This is a genomic window from Mesorhizobium salmacidum (SeqCode), assembly GCF_037179605.1.
Taxonomy (GTDB): Bacteria; Pseudomonadota; Alphaproteobacteria; order Rhizobiales; family Rhizobiaceae; genus Mesorhizobium; species Mesorhizobium salmacidum.
In genome coordinates, this window is record NZ_JAPYKS010000021.1 from 41,456 (window position 1) to 59,817 (window position 18,362).

Sequence of the window (18,362 nt, forward strand, 5' to 3'; positions counted from 1 at the left end):
ATGATCGACCGACGCGAATTCGTCGTTGCCCTTGGCGCTACGGGGCTGCTGGCGGCCTGCCAGAGCGGCCCGCCGAAACCATCGGTTATCTCGGTCAACGTGACCGGCGGTGCGGGCATGAATCCAGGACCGGGCGGCGGCGACCGGCCGGTGACGGTATTGGTGATGCGACTTACCAGCACCGGCAAGTTTAACTCCGCCGACTATTTCGCGCTGCAGGGCGACGCGGGCTCGGCGCTCGGTGCCGACCTCATCGGCTCCGACGCGATCTCGGTTGCGCCTGGCAAGACGGCGGCCAAGACCATCACGGTCGAGCCAAACGCGACGGCGCTCGGCTTCGTGGCGCTCATCCGCGAGCCGGGTGGACGCAACTGGCGCACCACCAAGTCTGTGTCGCCAGGGTCGAAATTCACCATCAACGTCAGCCTCGGCAAGGGCGGCATTTCCGCCTAGCGACAAGGCAGACGGGTGCGTGCAGAAAGTAATGGTATGAGCGATGCAAACAGGGTGCTGTGGTCGGAGGGCCTGTTTCTCAGGACCCAGCACTTCCAGCAACAGGATCGGTTCTTCGAAGGCATGGTGCGCGGCGCATTGCAGGCCGGCCAGCTCCATACTTTCGGCTTCCAGCACCTGACCCTCGACCAGTCGCTGCTCGACGCCGGTCAGGTCTCGATCGTATCCGCCCGGGGCATCCTCCCGGACGGCACGCCCTTCTCCATCCCGGACCTGATGGACGCTCCGAAGCCGCTGCCGGTCACGCCCGACACCGGCGCCGGGCCGGTGCTGCTTGCACTGCCGCTCGAGCCGCCCGGTGGCGTCGCATACGATCCGGCGCATGCCGCATCGACGGGCGCGCGTTACCACGGCAAGATCGTTTCAGTGCGCGACGCCGTCCAGGGCGGCGCCGATCCCGAAGAGATCGAGATCGCCCGGCCGCATGCGGCCCTGCTTGCGCCCGGCAAATCGGTGGGCGGTTATACCGCCTTGCCGATCGCCGACATAAAAGGTCTGCGCGCCGACGGCGGCGTCTCGCTCGACGAGACGTTCCTGCCGCCGACGCTGATCACCGGCGCGGTCCATTGGTACCGGCAATTGCTGCAGGAGGTCGTCACCGGCCTCGACCAGATCGCCGAAGCGCATGGTAAGATGGTGATGGGCGGCGCCGGCCGCAGCGTCGAAGACCTCTTGATGCTGCACCTGGCCAATGCCGCTCGCCCCCGGCTTGCCCATATGCTTGCGCAGGATGTCTTTCATCCTGCCGAACTCTATCTCGAACTTGCCGGACTGGCCGGCGAGATGACAACCTACGGCTCGAGCTCGCGGCGGCTCGGCGAATTGCCGGCCTACGACCACATGGCCCCCGGCCCCGCCTACATGGCGCTGGCCGACGCCTTGCGTTCGCTCATCCTCAGTCTGCGTTACATCGAACCGAAATCACGCGCGCTGCCGGTCATGCGGCACGCGACCAATGTCTGGAAGGTGCGCATCGACAACCCTAAGCTCCTCGTCGCCAGCCGCATCGTCATCCGTGTTGGATCGGAACTCTCGGACGACGCGCTGCGCAAGATCTTCGTCAACCAGGCGACAGTCGGCGCCGCAGACGAGTTCGAAGGACTTTGGAAGTCGCGTCTGCCCGGAATTCCGCTGAAACCGCTTCATTCGCAACCACGCGAGATTCCCTATGATGGCGACCGGCTGTGCCTGGAGCTCGACCAGAAGAGCGAGCATTGGGCCTCCTTGCTCGACGCCCCGGGATTCGTCATCGGCGTTTCCGGTGTCCTGGAGAGCGAGCCGCAGGTCGACTGCTATTCGGTGAACAGGTGAGGCCATGAGCCGGGATGATCCTTTCGGACTGTCGGAGGATCGCGAGCGCACACGCATCCGGCTGACCGGCGCTGCACCCCGGCCGATGGCGCCGCTGGCGCCGGGCGCGCCGGTCAAACGGGCGCGCGCTCATCCCAACCCGCTCATCAACATCTTCGCGCCATTGCTCGAATTCGCGCCCGAGCTCGAAAGCGCACTGGCGCCGGAGAACCCGGAAGCAATGCGCACGCGCCTGCTCGACGAGTTGGTTCAGGCGCGCGACGCCGCGATGGCAGCGGGCTCCTCGCTGGAACGCGCCGACCAGGCAGCATGGGCCGTGGCGGCGTTGCTCGACGACCTGGCACTCAACACGCCATGGGGCGGCGCCAGCGCCTGGCCGCGCCAGCCGCTCGTGGTCATGCTACGCGGCGACGTCGATGCCGGGACCCAGTTTTTCACCCGCCTTGACGAGCTGGAGCGCCATCCCAACCGCGACCGCGAAATGCTGGAGCTTCAGTATTACTGTCTGGCGCTCGGCTTCCGCGGCAAGTATCGGGTGCCCGGCCGCGCCGGCGACCGCTCGCTCAATGCCGTGCGTGTGGCAGCCGCGCGCTTCCTGCGCGATGCGGACGCCGAGAACGCACCGCTGTCGCCGAACTGGAAAGGCGTGATCGCGTCCGACGAGCCGCAGCGCTTCATCGTCCCGATCTGGGTGATGGCACTTGCCGCCATCGTCGCCGCCGCCGCCGCTTACATCGGTCTATCGGTGAGCTTGAGCAGCCAGGCGATTGAACTCTCCGCGCTCGTGCGCACGCTGCCGCCGGCCTCACGCGGCGACGTCGCCCGCGCCGCGCCCAAGCAAGATGCTCCTGAACCCGAGGCACCGCAGCCGGTCGATTTCGCGCTGTTGCCCGCGTTCAAGGCCGAAGCGCCAGCCAGCCTCAAGGGCGCGCTCAGCGGCACCGAGAGCGTCTCGCTGGCCAAGCTGATCATCCAGTCTTCCAACCCCGAGCTGTTCCAGTCCTCGCGGCCGACGCTGTCCCAAGGGTATGAGCCGCTGATCGCCTCGATCGCCAAAGTGATCCTCGCCAATCAGGAGCTGATCGGAAACATCACGATCATCGGCCATACCGACAATGTGCGCCTGCAACGGTCCAACCCGCTCGCGAGCAACCAGCGGCTCTCGGAGGCGCGCGCCCAGACCATAGCGGACCTCCTGGTTCAGGCTGGCGTGCCACAGGAGCACATCCATTCTGAAGGGCGCGCCGAGACCGATCCTGTGGCCGACAACGCGACGCGCGAGGGCCGTGCGCTCAACCGGCGCGTCGAGGTCCTGGTCGAGAAGAGACTCTGAGATGTTCATCCTGCGCTTCCTCTGGGCCGTCATCACCTCGCGATTCCTGTGGACGCTGATTGGCATCGCGCTGCTTTCGCTCTTGATCTGGGTGTTCGGCCCGATCGTAAAGGTCGGTCCTTACGCGCCATTCGAATCCGAGAATGTGCGCATCGCCATGATCGCGGGGCTGATCATCCTGTGGCTGATCTGGCTGATCGTCGCGCAGCGGCGTGCCATCCGCGCTAACCGCATGTTCGTCGCGGAGATCGCAGCACCCGTGGCCGAAAAACAACTCACCCCCGGCGAGGAGAGCGTCGCGGCCGTCGGCGCCAAGTTTGCCGAGGTGATGGCCGAGCTCAAGCGGCGCAAGCTCGGCGGCAGAAAATTCCTACGCGAGATGCCGTGGTATGTAATCGTTGGGCCGCCAGCCACCGGCAAGACCACGGCATTGCGCCAATCGGGCCTCAATTTCCCGATCGACCTCACCGATGATTTGCAGGGCGTCGGCGGCACGCGCAATTGTGACTGGTTCTTCTCCGAAAACGCGGTGCTGATCGACACTGCGGGCCGCTACGTCCAGCAGGAGAGCCAGCCGGATGTCGACGCTGCGGAATGGCTGGGTTTCCTTGACCTTTTGAAAAAGCACCGCGGCCGCCGCGCGCTCAACGGCGTCATTGTCGCACTGTCCATCGATGCGCTGTCGGAGGGCGACGAAGCGATCAAGGCGCACGGCCGCAAGATCCGCCGTCGACTGGCGGAGCTGAACGAACGATTGGAGATCCGTCTGCCTGTCTACATGATGCTGACCAAGGCAGACCTGATCAAAGGCTTCGAAGCCTTCTTCGGCGGCTTGTCGACGACGGCGCGCGAGCAGGTGTGGGGAACGACTTTTCCGCTCGACGCCCGCGTCAACGCCGGCACGATCCAAGCGGAGCTAGCCAGGCTTGCCGCGGAGCTTGAGCGGCGGCTGGTGCCACGCCTGGAAGACGAAGACAAGCTCGGCCAGCGCGCCGAGATCTTCCGCTTTCCGGCGCAGCTGGCGAGCCTTGGCGAGCCGATCAAGACACTGCTCGAGGCGATGTTCGGCGAAAGCCGCTACGAGGAAGCCGCCTGGTTGCGTGGCCTTTATGTGACGTCGGCGACACAGGAAGGCGCTCCCATTGACCGGCTGACCGCGGCGCTATCATCCTCCTTCGGGCTGCCACCGCGCCGCGCCATGCCGGCGTCGCGTGTCGAGAAGCGCAGCTTTTTCCTCAGGAACCTTCTCACCGAAGTGATCTTCAAGGAGGCCGGCCTTGGTACGTTCGATCCGCTGGCGCAGCGTCGCCGCGCCTGGATCTGGCGCGGGGCTGCCGTCGCCTGTGCGCTCGCGGCTTTGCTGGCCGGCGGCCTGTTCACCTGGTCCTACCTCGACAACCGCAGTGCGATCGTCGAACAGGCCAGCCAGTTCGAAGCCCTGCAGGGGCCGCTCGCCGAGGTCGCCGCCATGCCGGCCGCGGTCGAGCAGCCGACCATGGACGGTGCGCTAGCTGCCATGGACGCCGTGGCGACGGCGCGCACCGCCCCGCCGGACGCTGTCCATAACCTGCTCGGGCCGACTGCTTCGGCGGAGTTGGCGCGTGCGCAGACCGATACCTACGACCATGCGCTGCGCAACGTGCTCGAGCCGCACATGGTCGCCCTGCTCGAAGCCACGATGTGGCGGCAGATCCGCGATCCGGACTTCATGCTCGGCGCGCTGAAGACCTACCGGATGATGACCGGCCTGTCGCAGATGGACACCGATTTCGTGCAAAACTGGTGGGTGAACAGTCTGCCGCAATTCGCGCCGGCTCCGCCCTTCCCCACCGCCGACGCCGAACAGTACCAGCTCGCTGCGATCCGCCGCATGGCCATCGACGACAGCTACATCGCCCCGGACAAGCAACTGGTCGGCGAGGCGCTGAAGACCGTGTGCACGATCTCCCTGCCAGAGCGCGCCTACAGGCAGCTCCTGGCCGACCCGGAAGTAGCAGCCGTCAAGGAATGGGTGCCGGCCAATTTCGCCGGGCCGAACGGCGCCAAAGTGTTCGCGCGCCGCTCCGACAAGACGTTGCGCGTTGGTGTTCCCGGGCCCTATACCTATGCCGGCTTCCACGACGCGATCCTCGATCGGGTCGAGGATGTCGCGGGACAGGCGGCCCTCGATCGCGCGGTGTTTGCCGGCGGCTGCGCGGAGAATTCCGAGACATCGGTTTCAGCACTCTCGCAGGACATCTTGAAGCTCTACTATGACGACTATATCGCGCAGTGGGACTCTTTCCTGCGTGACATGCGGCTTGCGCCGCTTACCGATCTCAACATCGCCAGTGAGAACCTCAAGGATCTTTCAAGCGCCGACTCCGCGCTGAAGCGCCTGTTGACGGCAGTCGTACAGGAGACCGACCTCACCCGCTCCGACGATGCGCCGGCCGGCGACAAAAGTGGCGCTGCCGCCAGCACCGGCTCGAAGCTCTTCAGCAAGCTCGGCAAGCTGGGCAAAGTCGTGACCACAGGCGCGAAGCTCCTGCCGCGCGCCGGCTCCGCCAGCCAGGTCGACATGACCGGCAGCCTGGTTGCCGACCATTTCAAGCCGCTCAAAGGCACCATCGCCCAGGTCGACGGCCAGCCGCCAGCGCTGGACGCGGCGATAGTGGCCCTGACGGCGCTGTCGAATGTGCTACAGACGGTCACCGCCAATCCGAACCCGCAGGATGCGATCAAGAAGCAAGGCGGCCTTGCCGAACTGACAGGTGCGGTCGCCAGGCAGGCGCAGATCCTGCCCTCGCCGATCAACGACTGGCTGGGCGGTATTGCCGGCGACACGAGCGGCCTGTCGCAGAAGGCCGTGACCAACGAACTCAACGCCATCTGGCGGGCCGACATACTCCCCTTCTGCCAGGCGGCGCTCAACAACCGCTATCCATTCAGCGCCGAAAGTGCGGTCGACGTCAATGTGCGCGACTTCCAGCGTCTGTTCGGACCCTCGGGCATGATCGATGCGTTCATCAACGACCATCTGATCAATTATGTCGACACCGCCAGCGAGCCATGGAAATGGCGGGCCGATTTCGGCCTCGACCCAGCGGCGCTCGCAGCGTTCGAACAGGCCAGGCATATCCGCGACGACCTGTTTCCCGGCGGCACCGGCCCGGTGATGAACTTCACGCTGGAACCCAAGGACCTCTCACCCAACGTGGCGCGGGTCACGCTCAACCTCGATGGCCAGAATCTCGTTTACTATAACAACGCCACCAGGCCGCAGCCGATGACGTGGCCCGGCAAGGATGGCACCGGCGTCATCTCGCTCGCCTTCCAGCCGGTCGACGGCTCGCCCGAAGTGATGCTCAACGAGACCGGCAGCTGGGCGTGGCTCAGAATGCTGCGCGGCGGCCGTTTCGCCGCGACCAAGCTCACCGACGTCTACAGCCTGCGGCTCGGCACGAAAGGCGTGTGGGCCGATTTCGAGCTCAAGGCGGCCAGCGTCGAGAACCCGTACACACTCGAAATGTTCAAGAAATTCACATGTCCGCCGCAGATCTGATCCTGCCCGGCTTCTACGGCAAGATGCCCGCTACCGGGGATTTCGTGACGCGGCGGCTGCCGGCGGGGTTCGTGCGCGTATGGGACCGCTGGCTGTCGCAGCATATCGTGCCGATGTTCGGCTCGGAAGCGTGGCCGCACGATAAGGCGCTTCGCTTTCTCGCTGGCCCCGCTACCTTCGGCGCCTCGGCGGGCCTCGTCCTGCAGAGCGCCGACAGGGTCGGCAGGCAATTCCCACTGAGCGTCGTGGCGCAGCTTGCCGGGCCTCCGCTTCAGCTGGCTTACGCCGACACCTGGTTCGACAGTATCGAGGAAGCCGCTTTGGCGGCGCAACGGGGCGAGCTGACAGCGGACGAATTGGATGCCGCGCTTGCAGCCCTGCCCGTGCCACTGGTCGAACAGAATGGCGATGTCATCGACGACCTTGTCATGTGGACGACACACACGGACATCTTCGACATTGATGGACAAGCGCCGCAGCCGGCGCTCCAGCAGATGCTGGCCGCAAGCTGCGAGACCAGCTGATGTGGGCGGTATCCAACACCACAGGATTCCCGGCTATGGGGAGCTGGGTTCAGGACAAGGCCGCAAACAAGATTTGGCTGGTCTGTGTGAAGGCCACTTTCGACATACTGCCAGACGGAACCACGCGGCCCTCGGGCGATCAGGTGTCGCCGTTTATACAGGGGCAACCTCTCGGCGGCGACTACGAGAAAAGCCTGATCTATGAGGCCGATTTTTTTGGCGTGAAGCCGTGCACTGACGTGCTCGTCAACGGCACCGCCTGGCCGCCGAATGGTAGACCGACCACTGAACTCGACGTTGGATTTCAGGTTGGTCCGGTGCAAAAGCGCCTGCAGGTGTTCGGCAATCGCTGGTGGACGGTGAACCTTGCCGGACAGCGTGTTATTTCGAGCCCCGACCCGTTCGCCAAGATGCCGATCCGGTATGAATACGCTTTCGGTGGCTGGGATCGTACTGCCTCCAATCCGAAGGATCATCGACTGGAAGCGAGGAATCCGGTCGGGCAGGGCTTCATCTCTAATCCAAATGGCTGTCTCGGGCGGCCGCTCCCCAACATAGAAGATCCTGCAAACCTGGTCTCTTCCGTCGCCAGTCGCCCCGCACCGGCTGGCTTCAACGCCGTGGCCTGTCACTGGTCACCACGCCGCGAACTCGCCGGAACCTATGATGAGGCCTGGCAGAAAACTCGCTTCCCGCTCTGGGCGGAAGATCTCGATCCCCACTACTACTGCTGCGCGCCGCGTGATCAACAGGTGGCCGGCTACCTGCGCGGCGGCGAGCCCGTACAAATGATCAATCTCTCGCCGAACGGCCCGATACGCTTCCATCTGCCGCGAATGGTCTTTGGCTTCACCACGCGCATCAAACGCGAAACGATTCATACCCGGGGCACGCTGGCAACAGTGATCCTGGAGCCGGATGCTTCGCGCGTGGTTATTGCCTGGCAAAGCTCGCTCGTTTGCAACAAGGACATCGACTATCTCGATCAAACCTCTGTCCGTCTGAAAAAGCTGATGTGATGGTATTCGCAGCCTATTTCCCTCGGACGCCAATCTGGCTGGCAGGCCTTGCAGCGCGGACCCCGGTTGGGCTGCGCCCCGAAAGCGCGGCGGCGGCGGTGCGGGCGGGGATATCAGGAATTTCCGAGCATCCATTCTTCGTCGACCGCATTGGCGAACCCATGCGTCTGGCGCGGGATGCGATCATGGGCCCTGATATGCCGCTGGGAGAGCGTATGAAGGAACTGCTGCTTTCGACGTTGCTGCAACTGCCGCAGGCAGCGACGCAATCAGCCAACGACCTGAGAACGCTCCTGATCATCTGTGCGCCGGAGCCGCGGCCGGGGCTGCCGGACGGGGTCGCCGAAATGCTCGGCCGTGCCGTGATGGGACGGTTCGGCTCGGCGGACATGCGCGTGCAATACCTTGCCCACGGACACGCTGCCGGAATGCTTGCGTTTGGTGTCGCCGCCAAGGCGATTGATGAGGGCAAGACGGACCTGGCGGTGGTAGCAGGCGTCGATTCCTATCACGAGTACGAAACCCTGGAATGGATGGATGAGACGGGGCAACTTAAATCCGAGGCAAATCGAGACGGCTTCTTCCCGGGAGAAGCGGCGGGCGCCTGCCTGCTGGCACGCAGAAATCTGATATCAGAATTGGGCCTGGCACTCTTGGGACGGCTAACCGCGGTCAGCGCCGCGCCCGAGCGGATTACCATCAAGCGGCACGGCGGGGAGGAGATTTGCGTCGGCGAGGGGCTGAGTTCCGCCTTCCTTGGACTTGGCCCCGCCATCGACAGCGATCGACGCAAGATCACCGATACCTATTGCGATCTCAATGGCCAGCGTTACCGCAGCGAGGAGTTGGTCTACTCAATCCTGCGAGTTCAGCATCTTTCAGATCAGGCAACCCACTTTTTGCATCCGGCCGACTGCTGGGGCGATGTCGGCGCCGCGTCGGGGCCGCTATTCGCGGCCCTCGCCCACGCCGCCGCCAGCAAGCGTTACAGTCACGGTTCGCGGGCCGCGCTCTGGGCCGGATCCGAAGGCGGACAGCGGGCGGTGATGCTGCTGGACTTTCCTAGCACCCCGCCAAGAAAGGACGCGTGATGGTTTCAGTTGGGGTCAATCCACCCAAGACGCCGGTGACTGAGGGAAGTATCGATATGGCGCCTGCGGACGTGCCCAATGTCTGCAAGATGCCGGGGCCGCCAGCGCCGTTCGTGCCCGTTCCACTACCGAACTTTGGACGCTCCGCCGACCGGTTGTCAGACGCGACGTCGACGGTCAAGATCGAAGGGAAGAAAATAGCCATCAAAGGCAGCTACTACATGAGCGCGCCGTCGCCCGACGTGGCGAGCCAGGGCACTGGTGGAGGCGTGGTATCGTCGGCTACGCAAGGAAAGACCGAGTTCGTTGCGCCGGGCTCGATGGACGTGAAGGCAGAAGGCAAGAACATCCAACTGCTCGGCGATCAGATGACCAACAATGGGAGCTAACTCCGCCACCTCGACCGGAAACAAGCAGGCTCCGGACAACAAGCCGATGCACAAATGCGGCGAGGTTGGAAGCTATGGCGGCCTCAAGAACGACGGCAAGGCGAGCCGAGCCGACGGGTCGCGGGTATGGGAACGCGACCATATTCCGGCCAAGGCCACGCTCTTCAAGCGCGCCAAAGTCATGTTCAACACAATGTCTGCAGCCGTATACGAATGCGCAAAAGGAAAGATCGAATCGCGTGGCATGGCGATCGTGATCCCCCGCAAATCTCACCGCGGCTTCAGCAAAACCTGCGGCAGCAAGAACACCAAGACGCAAATTCGACAAGACGCAAAATCCAAGGAAAGCATGACCGCGGCCGTCAACCGGGATACAAAGGCGTTGCAGAAACATCTGGACACCACCGACTGCGGTCCAGCTTATGCGGAGGCGGTAAAGGAACTCAAGAAGTTTGACTTCGATCAGATGATCAGAGATGCCGTGGACGAATGCAAGTAGTCACACAACAGGGTGAACTCCGATGGCTCAGACGAACTACCAGGATTGGGTTGGCCTTTTCGGTCATACCGCCGAAGATCCGGCCGTGAAAGCCTTGCTGCGGTCGGCCGGGGTCACCAAGAGGCTTGTCATGCCTCGCGACGAACTGGATCTTCTCGTCGACATTGCGGGCATGACCGTGAATTTCCAGGACGCTGAGCTTTTCGAGGACCTGCCGCCAGTCGGATCCGGTAATTGCGTCCTTACCGGAGTCGTTCTCCGCCTGGAGAAGAACAAGGTGGCCCCGTACGGCGGACCGCTGCCCTACGGCATCAAAACAGATTCTTCTCAGGCCGATTTGCGCGCCCAGTTTGGAAAACCGAGTGAATCGGACAGCGACATCGGCTGGGATCGTTGGATCATAACAGACAATCTCACGCTCACCGCGCAATACACGGGCGACAGGTTCTCGATCGAGGCCTTGATGCTGAGTCTGCCAGAACCCGCTTAAACCGCGATTGCGATCATAATTTCATGGATTTAAGCAAATCAGTTTACCTTCTTGGTCGGCTATCGACCGATCCCGACGTGCAGGCGCTTCTCGACAGCCTGAAGATTATTCGTCAGCCCTCGGTGGACATCGACGAAGACGGCGATGATCGGATACTTTCGGCCGAAGACTGGCTGAGCAATTTGCAGCTTGGCATGGAACTCGGGTTCGAGGCGCGCGCACACTTGATGGGCGAGGATGATTTCGATCCCGAGACTGAACCCATGGTGCTCTCGCAGCTGTATTTCTACCGCAATCATGCCGACGTAAAGCCGTATCGTGGACGGCTGCCGTTCAGCATCGGGCCTGACGACGACAGGAACGGTGTAAGGGCGAAGTTCGCAACTTACGAACCGACCCGGCGCTCCTATCTGCGCGACACGTGGGAACTGCCAGAGTGTCGGGTGACCGTCAGCTACGTCGACGATGGCGCGCGGATCGGATTTGTTCTTTGCCTTCTGCGCCCGCCTGCGATGCCAGCCGACGCCGACGATGCGGCCCTGGTTCCAAGCATCGCCCAGATCGCCCGCGTGATGGCCAAGCCGTTGACACATTCCGAGGTTCGGTTGACTTTTGCGCCGTTACGGCTGGAGCAGAATCTGGAGGAAGACGAAACCGGGTCGGTCGCCAGCCTCACACGGCACTTCGGCATAGAATTGCGATTTCGCTATCTCGGTGGAGGTCGCGATCAGTCGCTCGCAAACGTCTTGTTCTACCGGGAGCACGAGGCAGAGGGTGCACGCTGGCCCGGGGAGTTGCCGAAAGGGCTTTCGTTCGACGACTCGCCAGAACAGGTAACGCAAAAGATCGGCCGTCCTCCGGATCAACTGCTGGACGAAGAGTTCGAAGGTTATGCAACCTGGCACTTCGTGGAATATTCGCTGAAAGTGAAATACAGTACAATGGAAAACTACGTTCTGTGTGTACAAATGGTGGCTGCCGATACTACGCTGGCCGCGTGAACGTTGCGAAGTTGCCGGGTTTTCCCTGCGCGACTATGCTTGGACAAGTCCGGAAAGGGGTAAGCACTATGAATGACCGCCCTAATTTTTCGAGCGCCGGCAGCAATCTCAGCAATGGCCTCGTCATCGGAACCTTCATTGGGCGCGACCAGTCCGGCGAAGCAATTGTCTCGGTTCCCGACGGAATCGAAAGGAGGCTGGCAATCGCGCGGGCAGCGGTCATGCTGGAGGTTGCGGATGTTGGGGCCGACGTGGTGGTGATGTTCGCGGGTGGCGATCCGGACCAGGCGATCATCCTGGGGCGCCTGCAGCATCCGAAGCCGGTTGCCGCCGAAGACGTGGCCGCAACCCTCGACGGCGAGCGACTGGAACTTTGCGCTGAGCGCGAGATCGTGCTTCGCTGCGGCAAGGCCAGCATCACACTGACCCGCACCGGCAAGATCATCTTGCGGGGCACTTATATCCTCAGCCGTTCGTCCGGTCCCAACAAGATCAAAGGGGGCTCGATCCAGCTTAACTAGAGCCTCGGATGTCGCGCCGCGTTATCGAGCATATCGTCGAGCAACATGCCGAAGACGCGGCATTCCTCTGGTTGCAGCGTGACTGGGCGATCGATGCTCCCGATCAGCATCTCAAGAATCTGAGACGGCTGGACGACCGCCTCGAGGCGCATGTGGATGGTCTGCGTGTTGCCGGTGAATGGGGGTGGCAAGCCGCTGAGACGGCTTTCGACCGGTATCAGGAGCCAGGCGAGACTTTCGTGGCCGCCGTTCTCGCCTTGGAGAGCATGTCAGAAAACCGGATCGGTTACATCCTGAATCTTGCCGAGGCATCACCACAGCTGTCGCGCCCCGTCGTATCAGCGCTGGGTTGGGTCGAGCCGCATGTTGTCCAGAAATGGATCCCGGCGCTGTTGGAGGACCCGCTCCCTTCCAGGCGCCTGCTTGGCATGGCCGCATGTTCGGTTCGTCGGATCGATCCGCCGACCCGTCTTTCAAACTTGCTCAACGAAGTCCCCGCAGTGCGCGCCAGAGCCTTGCGCCTTGCGGGAGAGATTGGGCGCGTCGACCTACTCTCCGACATAAGGGCAGCTCTCCATGACGCCAACGAGACATGCCGCTTTTGGGCAGCTTGGTCCTGCGTGCTTCTAGGGGACAGATATGAGGCGTTGGAGGTGCTGCGGATGCACGCTAGCGCGGACGGGATCGGCTGGAAGGGCACGCAACTCATGCTGCGCGCAGCCGATCATCAAAACGCCGTGGAATGGCTTCTGGGACTGCGAGGTGATCGTTCGAAGGAGAGGCTGATCGCGGCCGGGGCCGGCGTTGTCGGGGACCCCGTCTTCGTACCTTGGCTGATTACACGAATGCGCGACCACGAACTGTCCCGGCTGGCCGGCGAGAGCTTCGCAACTATCACCGGCATCTCGCTTGAGGAACGAGCAATGCATGTTGAGGCGCGTGGAGACCTGGACCCCGCAGACCTGCCGACCGGCTATTCCGCTCACGACGAGAACCTCGTCTGGCCAGATGTCGGTAAGATTCGAGAATGGTGGCGGCAAAACCAAACGAATTTTGCTCAGGGCACGCGGTACTTGCGGGGCAAGCCTCTAGCAGCAGAGACTCTGGCGCAGACCTTTGCACAGGGGACGCTGCGTCAAAGGCGGGGCGCCGCTTTGGACCTGGCATTGGGCGCGCCGGAGACTCCGCTTGCCAACAGTTCGGCTCGCTTGTTCAAATGGCTTGCATCAGCGGATTGAGGCTACCGCCGTTTACAACCACATCAAGTCATTGGACGTAGCCCTGTCGTCGCGCCCATTTCAGTACCCCGTCCTTAAGCGGCACGCGAGCGATCCTGTCACCGAAATATTCCGTGAAGTGAGTGCCCGCCGCGTCTGGATCGTTGGTGAAGAGATCGCCCGCCAGCCGCGCCTCTGGAAACAATTCCAAAAGCGATGCGCCTGCCGCCACGGCAACGGCGGGATCACCCATCTGCTCGATCAGCCACGGCAGGATGGCGCGATCCCCGAGCATGCCGGCTGCTCTTACGCCGAAAGCGGCGCTTTGCGGCAGGCGCAGTAAGGTTCCGATCCAGCTTCGCACCTCCTTGACGGGGGTCGCCTTCACGACGGCCCGGAGAGCGACCACGGCATTGAGGTCATCTCTCTCAACGGTCCTTCTAAGTTCCGCAAGGCCCGGACCGCTTTGGCCGAGTTCGTTCAAGGTCCAGGCAGCCCAGAAACGCACCTGCTGGTCTTCATCCGTAAGCGCATTCGCGATTTCGGCCGTCAAATCGGCACGACGGAGCTTTGCGGCCAGCCGAAGGCTGACGATACGTACCGATGTGTCGGGGTCGCGAAGTCGCTGCAAAAGCACCTGCTTTGGATCGACGCCGTGTGCCAGGCAGGCCGACATTCCAAGGAGCCGTTTGAACGAGTCGCCCTCATCAATCCAAGTACGTGCCCACGCCGCAATCTTGCGCGGCTCGTGCCATGCCAAGGCACCAAGCAAGCCACCCGGACCATCGATTGCGGTGCGACCGATCTCGACGACTTTTGCGACATGATCGGCGGTTTCGAATTCGAGAGCCGTCCAAGCCATGACAAAAAGCTCGCCCTTGCCAGGCGCTTCCTCGTCCAGAGCGAGGACGCAGGGCCAAGCTGCGAGGCCAGCAGCCCTCAGGCCATCGAGATTTATTTCCAGCCTGTCATCTATGGCCCTTACAGTCTCCAGATCGGGAGGGTCGTCAAGTGCCAGACTGTCCCTCTGCGCCCATAAGGCGGCCGAGCGCTCGGCATGTTCCCCGACAATGTTTTCCAGGACCGTCATTTAGGCAACGAGCCAATCACTTATGCGCGCAACGCCGGAGCGGGACAGGCAAAGCGGCGAAGAGCACAGCCCCGCCTCTTCCCCGAGCCAAACCACCGTCAGTTTTCGTGGATCTGCGATCCCTTGATGGTGACGTCGCTCGACGCCTTGATATTGATCTTACCGGATCCGCTGACCGTGATGTCTTTTCCTTTGATCAAGATCGTTCCGTCCTTTTTCATCGTGATCGAGGCGTTGCCGCATGTCAGCGAAATCGAATCGCCGGCGTCTATCGCAAAGTTCTTGCCAATCTTGAAGCTGCCGTCGTCGGCGACGTCGACCGCACTGGATTTACCCACCTTCAGATTGTGGCCGCCGCCAATATCGGCGGCGTCGTCGTCGGCAATTTTGGTCGCTCGGGATTTCCCGATCTGCAGGGCCTGCGCTCCACCAACGTCAAAGTTCTGGTCGGCGCTGACTTGTACGATTTGGCTGGCTCCCACCGTCCAGCTGTCCGAGGCGCCAATGCTGTGGGTCTGCCCCGCACCCACGGTGACGCTTCTCGATGCGCCGATGGTGTTCGTCTGCGCCGCGCCGACGCTGCGTGTCTCGGTGGCGCCGACTGTGTCGATGCGCGCCGCGCCCACCGTCACCGTCTGTACCAGCCCGACCGTCTGCGAATGGTTGGAGTCGATTGTTTCCGACGAATTGGCACCGACATGGATGGTCTCGTTGGCGCCGACCGTCAGCGAGCGGTTGGCGCCCACAGTCTCCGTGTCGTTGCTGCCGATGTTGGTGGTCTGATTGACACCAACCTTGACCGTCTTGTTGTTGCCGACGTCTTCATCGAGATTGTGGCCGACGGAGTGCTTGGCGTCGTGGTCGATGCGGTCGGACTGGTCATGCTGCACCGTCTTGTTGCGGTCGTGCTTGATCAACAGATGGTGGTCTTTCTGCGCCTGGAAGTTGACCAGCTCGGAGCCGGCCTTGTCCTCGAACATCAGCTCGTTGTAGCCGCCGCCACCTTTTGACGAATTCGACTTCCAGCCCGATTGCGTCGCGTTGCCGGGCAGCCCGTAGGGCGGCATTTCGGCGGCATTGTAGACACGGCCGGTGATGATCGGCAGATCCGGGTCGCCTTCGATGAAGTCGACGATGACCTCCTGCCCGATGCGCGGGATCTGGATGAAGCCCCAGCCGCTGCCGGCCCAGCTCTGCGATACGCGCACGAAGCATGAAGAATTCTGATCCTTCTTGCCGAGCCGGTCCCAATGGAACTGCACCTTCACCCGCGCATATTTGTCGGTGAAGATTTCCTCGCCCGAAGGGCCGACGACGGTCGCGGTCTGCGGTCCGCGCATGATCGGTCGCGGCGTGATCCGCGGCGGCCGGTAGGGCAATTTCGTGGGCGCTACGCCCAGCACCACCTTGAAATTCTCGTTGTGAGCGTCGTTCTGGGTCCGGTAGCCCGGATCGAACAGCCGGTACTCGGCGCTGACCACCAGATAGTCCTGGTTCTGGTCGTCGCGCGGAAAACTTTCGAGGGTGAACTTGCAGCCTGAAAAAAGGCCGCGCACGGTACCTACCGCCGTGCTGTGCTGGTGCACCGCCTGGAGTTCCTCGCGCCGGATACCCGCAATCTTATCACCCCGCCCGACATCCAGATGCGCGCCAGGCTGACGGTAGTTTTCGCCCGAAGCCTCCTTGTGGCCGAAGGGCTGGGCGGATTTCGCCATCAGGTCAGCGCCGGGCTTCTCGAAATCGTAGTCTGTATGAACGTAGGCGCCTGGTCGCACCGTGCTGGCCGGAATCCATTCGGTAATGTATTCGATATCGCGCCGCGAGCCGTGGCCTTCGAAATTATAGAGCACCTTTTCATAGCCTGGGGCCGGCTTCAGTTTGCTCATCGCATCGCACAGCACCAGCGTGTGCTTGCCCTCGTCATGCTCGAAGAAATAGAAGATGCCTTCGTGCTCGAGCAGCCGCTGCACGAAATCGAGATCGCTCTCATCGTACTGCACGCAATATTCGCGCGAGGGATAAGACCCCTGCAGCCGCTTTTCGAATTTGGCGATGCCGTATTTAGAGAATATTTTTTCGATGATTTCGACCGCCGTCATGTTCTGGAAAATGCGGCAGTCGGTGGTGTTGCCGAGGAACCAGAGCCATGGCCTGACAGTTGCCTCGTAGAACGCCAGCCGGTCCTCGATGCGGGTTAGCTTGAAATCCGAGACCAGGCCGCTGAACCAGCGCTTTGGATTGGATTCACCTTCGACTGAAACGATGCCGCCCAGCATCTTCAGCGGATCGACGTCACGGCTCTTGCTGACGAACCCGACAGTATAGGCGAAAGATCGGCTTATCTCGTCACGACCGACAAGATGGGTAAAGGTCAGCACATCGGCGCCAACCGGCGTCTGCACAACCGTGGCACGTTCGTTCGGCATGGGTCGTGCCCCTCCTGGACGCGGCCGCCAATGTGATGGATTGAAGCCCCCGCCCTGCAAACTGCATCACGTTCGGGAAGTTTCGAATTCACCGCATCGGACCACTGCAAGCCTAGCATATGTTTTCTGGCGGCCAAACAAAAGCAATGGCTAACCGTCGAGTGCATTCATGTTAAACGCACCTCTCCCACCGCGCTGGCAAGCTGCTAGAATAGCTTGGATTTCAGCGGTGACAGTGGCTTCGAATGTTCATTTCGCTCCAGATCAGCAATGTTGACAGGCTGCCGCCGGGGGTCGCGACGAGCTATGCCGCGCGCGACCGCAGCTTTGAAATCGGCCGTGAAAATTGCGACTGGACACTGGCCGACCCCGACAAAATCATCTCTGGCCGGCATTGCGAAGTCCGCTATCAGACGGGCTCGTTCTGGCTCCATGACCGCTCGCGCAACGGCACTTTCGTCAACGGCTCCAGCCAGCGCATCCATGCGCCGCATCGGCTAACCCGAGGCGACCGGCTGCTGATCGGCCACTATGTCATCACCGTGTCGATCGACGAAGAGCGGGACGCCACCGGTCATGCGCAAGCCGGGACCGGTTCGACGCAACGCGAGTTGCCTTCCTTTACAGGAACACCGCTTGAACTCGGCAGTACACCATTTCTCAATCCGGCAAAGCCGCGCTCGGGCGAGGCAGCGCCGATGTCGACGCCTTCGGCGCCGCTGCCCAGCCCCCCTGTCCCAGCCAAGCAGCCGGCGGATGCGGACGGGATACTTCGCGACATCGCCAGGGCCGCCGGTCTATCGCCGGAGCTGTTGGCGGCGCGCGACCCGCATGAGGTCGCTGCCGAGATCGGCGCGGTGTTGCGAACCACAGTCGAGCAACTTTCCCTCCTGCTCAAGGCGCGCGCGGCGGCCAAGGTGCTCGCCAAAAGCGCGCACCGCACGATGATCGGCGCCGAGGACAACAACCCGCTGAAATTCGTGCCGGGGACCGACGACATGCTGGAGATCATGTTTGCCAAGCGCCGGGCAGGCTATCTCGATGCCAAACGTAGCATCGAGGACGCGTTCGGCGACCTGAAGACCCACGAAATCGCTACGTACGCCGCCATGCAGGCCGCGCTCGCGAGGCTGCTCGACGACCTGTCGCCGGAGGCGATTGCCAAAAAGATCCCGCCTGCCTCCTTTTCATCCAGGAAAAGCCAAGCCTGGGATGCGCTCGTCGCTACGTGGCGCACGATGGAGGACAAGCATGAAAACGGCATGCTGGATGTCTTCCTCGCCTATTTCGCTGAAGCCTATGCCAAGGCCTGTAAGCAGAAATAGCCGTACTCGCCAAATCTCGTTAGCACCGCTCTTACGGGCTTTATTACGAGCCCCATAGAAAAGGCCGCT

The 18,362-nt window shown here is 62.3% G+C and carries 16 protein-coding genes; 14 read left to right on the plus strand and 2 right to left on the minus strand.

Features of this window, described 5'->3' with window-relative positions:
• The 13 genes from tssJ (at position 1) to O7A60_RS24840 (ending at position 13,473) form a co-directional block, all read left to right on the plus strand.
• Positions 1–453, plus strand: coding sequence for a type VI secretion system lipoprotein TssJ (tssJ, locus tag O7A60_RS24780; RefSeq protein ID WP_337108411.1), 453 nt, complete (start codon positions 1–3; stop codon positions 451–453).
• A gap of 36 nt (positions 454–489) precedes the next feature.
• Positions 490–1,824, plus strand: a complete 1,335-nt coding sequence (gene tssK, locus O7A60_RS24785; RefSeq protein ID WP_337108412.1) for a type VI secretion system baseplate subunit TssK — start codon at positions 490–492, stop codon at positions 1,822–1,824.
• 4 nt (positions 1,825–1,828) lie between these two features.
• Positions 1,829–3,157 (plus strand): type VI secretion system protein TssL, long form, encoded by a 1,329-nt coding sequence (gene tssL, locus O7A60_RS24790; protein WP_140510033.1) that lies wholly within the window; start codon positions 1,829–1,831, stop codon positions 3,155–3,157.
• Between the two features lies 1 nt (position 3,158).
• Positions 3,159–6,701, plus strand: coding sequence for a type VI secretion system membrane subunit TssM (gene tssM, locus O7A60_RS24795; protein WP_337108413.1), 3,543 nt, complete (start codon positions 3,159–3,161; stop codon positions 6,699–6,701).
• Positions 6,683–7,225, plus strand: a complete 543-nt coding sequence (gene tagF / locus O7A60_RS24800; RefSeq protein WP_337108414.1) for a type VI secretion system-associated protein TagF — start codon at positions 6,683–6,685, stop codon at positions 7,223–7,225. Before tssM ends, tagF begins: the two co-directional genes overlap by 19 nt.
• Complete coding sequence (locus tag O7A60_RS24805) at positions 7,225–8,244, plus strand: DUF2169 family type VI secretion system accessory protein (RefSeq protein ID WP_337108415.1); 1,020 nt, start codon at positions 7,225–7,227, stop codon at positions 8,242–8,244. Before tagF ends, O7A60_RS24805 begins: the two co-directional genes overlap by 1 nt.
• Entirely contained in the window at positions 8,244–9,335 is a 1,092-nt protein-coding gene (locus O7A60_RS24810; protein WP_337108416.1) for a beta-ketoacyl synthase N-terminal-like domain-containing protein, read from the plus strand. Before O7A60_RS24805 ends, O7A60_RS24810 begins: the two co-directional genes overlap by 1 nt.
• Before the next feature lie 56 nt (positions 9,336–9,391).
• Entirely contained in the window at positions 9,392–9,724 is a 333-nt protein-coding gene (locus tag O7A60_RS24815) for a PAAR-like domain-containing protein (RefSeq protein WP_051442658.1), read from the plus strand.
• Positions 9,714–10,223: a hypothetical protein gene (locus O7A60_RS24820; RefSeq protein WP_027143730.1), complete on the plus strand. Its 510-nt coding sequence runs from the start codon at positions 9,714–9,716 to the stop codon at positions 10,221–10,223. Before O7A60_RS24815 ends, O7A60_RS24820 begins: the two co-directional genes overlap by 11 nt.
• 22 nt (positions 10,224–10,245) lie before the next feature.
• Positions 10,246–10,713, plus strand: a complete 468-nt coding sequence (locus O7A60_RS24825; protein ID WP_027143731.1) for a hypothetical protein — start codon at positions 10,246–10,248, stop codon at positions 10,711–10,713.
• Between the two features lie 23 nt (positions 10,714–10,736).
• Positions 10,737–11,714: a hypothetical protein gene (locus tag O7A60_RS24830; RefSeq protein WP_027143732.1), complete on the plus strand. Its 978-nt coding sequence runs from the start codon at positions 10,737–10,739 to the stop codon at positions 11,712–11,714.
• 68 nt (positions 11,715–11,782) lie between these two features.
• Complete coding sequence (locus O7A60_RS24835; RefSeq protein ID WP_337108417.1) at positions 11,783–12,235, plus strand: DUF6484 domain-containing protein; 453 nt, start codon at positions 11,783–11,785, stop codon at positions 12,233–12,235.
• An 8-nt stretch (positions 12,236–12,243) separates the two neighbouring features.
• A complete protein-coding gene (locus O7A60_RS24840) occupies positions 12,244–13,473 on the plus strand; it encodes a TIGR02270 family protein (protein WP_337108418.1) in 1,230 nt (409 codons plus the stop codon).
• Between the two features lie 28 nt (positions 13,474–13,501).
• On the opposite strand, the gene O7A60_RS24845 is transcribed toward O7A60_RS24840, so the two are convergent.
• Both O7A60_RS24845 and O7A60_RS24850 read right to left on the minus strand, forming a co-directional pair.
• A complete protein-coding gene (locus O7A60_RS24845; protein ID WP_337108419.1) occupies positions 13,502–14,542 on the minus strand; it encodes a HEAT repeat domain-containing protein in 1,041 nt (346 codons plus the stop codon).
• A gap of 98 nt (positions 14,543–14,640) precedes the next feature.
• A complete protein-coding gene (locus O7A60_RS24850; RefSeq protein ID WP_337108420.1) occupies positions 14,641–16,968 on the minus strand; it encodes a type VI secretion system Vgr family protein in 2,328 nt (775 codons plus the stop codon).
• A gap of 245 nt (positions 16,969–17,213) precedes the next feature.
• On the opposite strand from O7A60_RS24850, the gene tagH reads away from it, so the two are divergent.
• Entirely contained in the window at positions 17,214–18,293 is a 1,080-nt protein-coding gene (tagH, locus tag O7A60_RS24855; RefSeq protein ID WP_337108421.1) for a type VI secretion system-associated FHA domain protein TagH, read from the plus strand.
• Positions 18,294–18,362 lie beyond the last annotated feature (69 nt).

What these genes read in the sequence shown, in the direction of transcription:
- tagH (WP_337108421.1), top strand. Translation starts at nt 17,214, where the DNA reads ATGTTCATTTCGCTCCAGATCAGCAATGTTGACAGGCTGCCGCCGGGG.
- O7A60_RS24825 (WP_027143731.1), top strand. Translation starts at nt 10,246, where the DNA reads ATGGCTCAGACGAACTACCAGGATTGGGTTGGCCTTTTCGGTCATACC.
- tssM (WP_337108413.1), top strand. Translation starts at nt 3,159, where the DNA reads ATGTTCATCCTGCGCTTCCTCTGGGCCGTCATCACCTCGCGATTCCTG.
- O7A60_RS24805 (WP_337108415.1), top strand. Translation starts at nt 7,225, where the DNA reads ATGTGGGCGGTATCCAACACCACAGGATTCCCGGCTATGGGGAGCTGG.
- O7A60_RS24845 (WP_337108419.1), bottom strand. Translation starts at nt 14,542, where the DNA reads ATGACGGTCCTGGAAAACATTGTCGGGGAACATGCCGAGCGCTCGGCC.
- tssK (WP_337108412.1), top strand. Translation starts at nt 490, where the DNA reads ATGAGCGATGCAAACAGGGTGCTGTGGTCGGAGGGCCTGTTTCTCAGG.
- O7A60_RS24810 (WP_337108416.1), top strand. Translation starts at nt 8,244, where the DNA reads ATGGTATTCGCAGCCTATTTCCCTCGGACGCCAATCTGGCTGGCAGGC.
- tagF (WP_337108414.1), top strand. Translation starts at nt 6,683, where the DNA reads ATGTCCGCCGCAGATCTGATCCTGCCCGGCTTCTACGGCAAGATGCCC.
- tssJ (WP_337108411.1), top strand. Translation starts at nt 1, where the DNA reads ATGATCGACCGACGCGAATTCGTCGTTGCCCTTGGCGCTACGGGGCTG.
- O7A60_RS24830 (WP_027143732.1), top strand. Translation starts at nt 10,737, where the DNA reads ATGGATTTAAGCAAATCAGTTTACCTTCTTGGTCGGCTATCGACCGAT.
- O7A60_RS24850 (WP_337108420.1), bottom strand. Translation starts at nt 16,968, where the DNA reads ATGCCGAACGAACGTGCCACGGTTGTGCAGACGCCGGTTGGCGCCGAT.
- O7A60_RS24815 (WP_051442658.1), top strand. Translation starts at nt 9,392, where the DNA reads ATGGCGCCTGCGGACGTGCCCAATGTCTGCAAGATGCCGGGGCCGCCA.
- O7A60_RS24820 (WP_027143730.1), top strand. Translation starts at nt 9,714, where the DNA reads ATGGGAGCTAACTCCGCCACCTCGACCGGAAACAAGCAGGCTCCGGAC.
- O7A60_RS24835 (WP_337108417.1), top strand. Translation starts at nt 11,783, where the DNA reads ATGAATGACCGCCCTAATTTTTCGAGCGCCGGCAGCAATCTCAGCAAT.
- tssL (WP_140510033.1), top strand. Translation starts at nt 1,829, where the DNA reads ATGAGCCGGGATGATCCTTTCGGACTGTCGGAGGATCGCGAGCGCACA.
- O7A60_RS24840 (WP_337108418.1), top strand. Translation starts at nt 12,244, where the DNA reads ATGTCGCGCCGCGTTATCGAGCATATCGTCGAGCAACATGCCGAAGAC.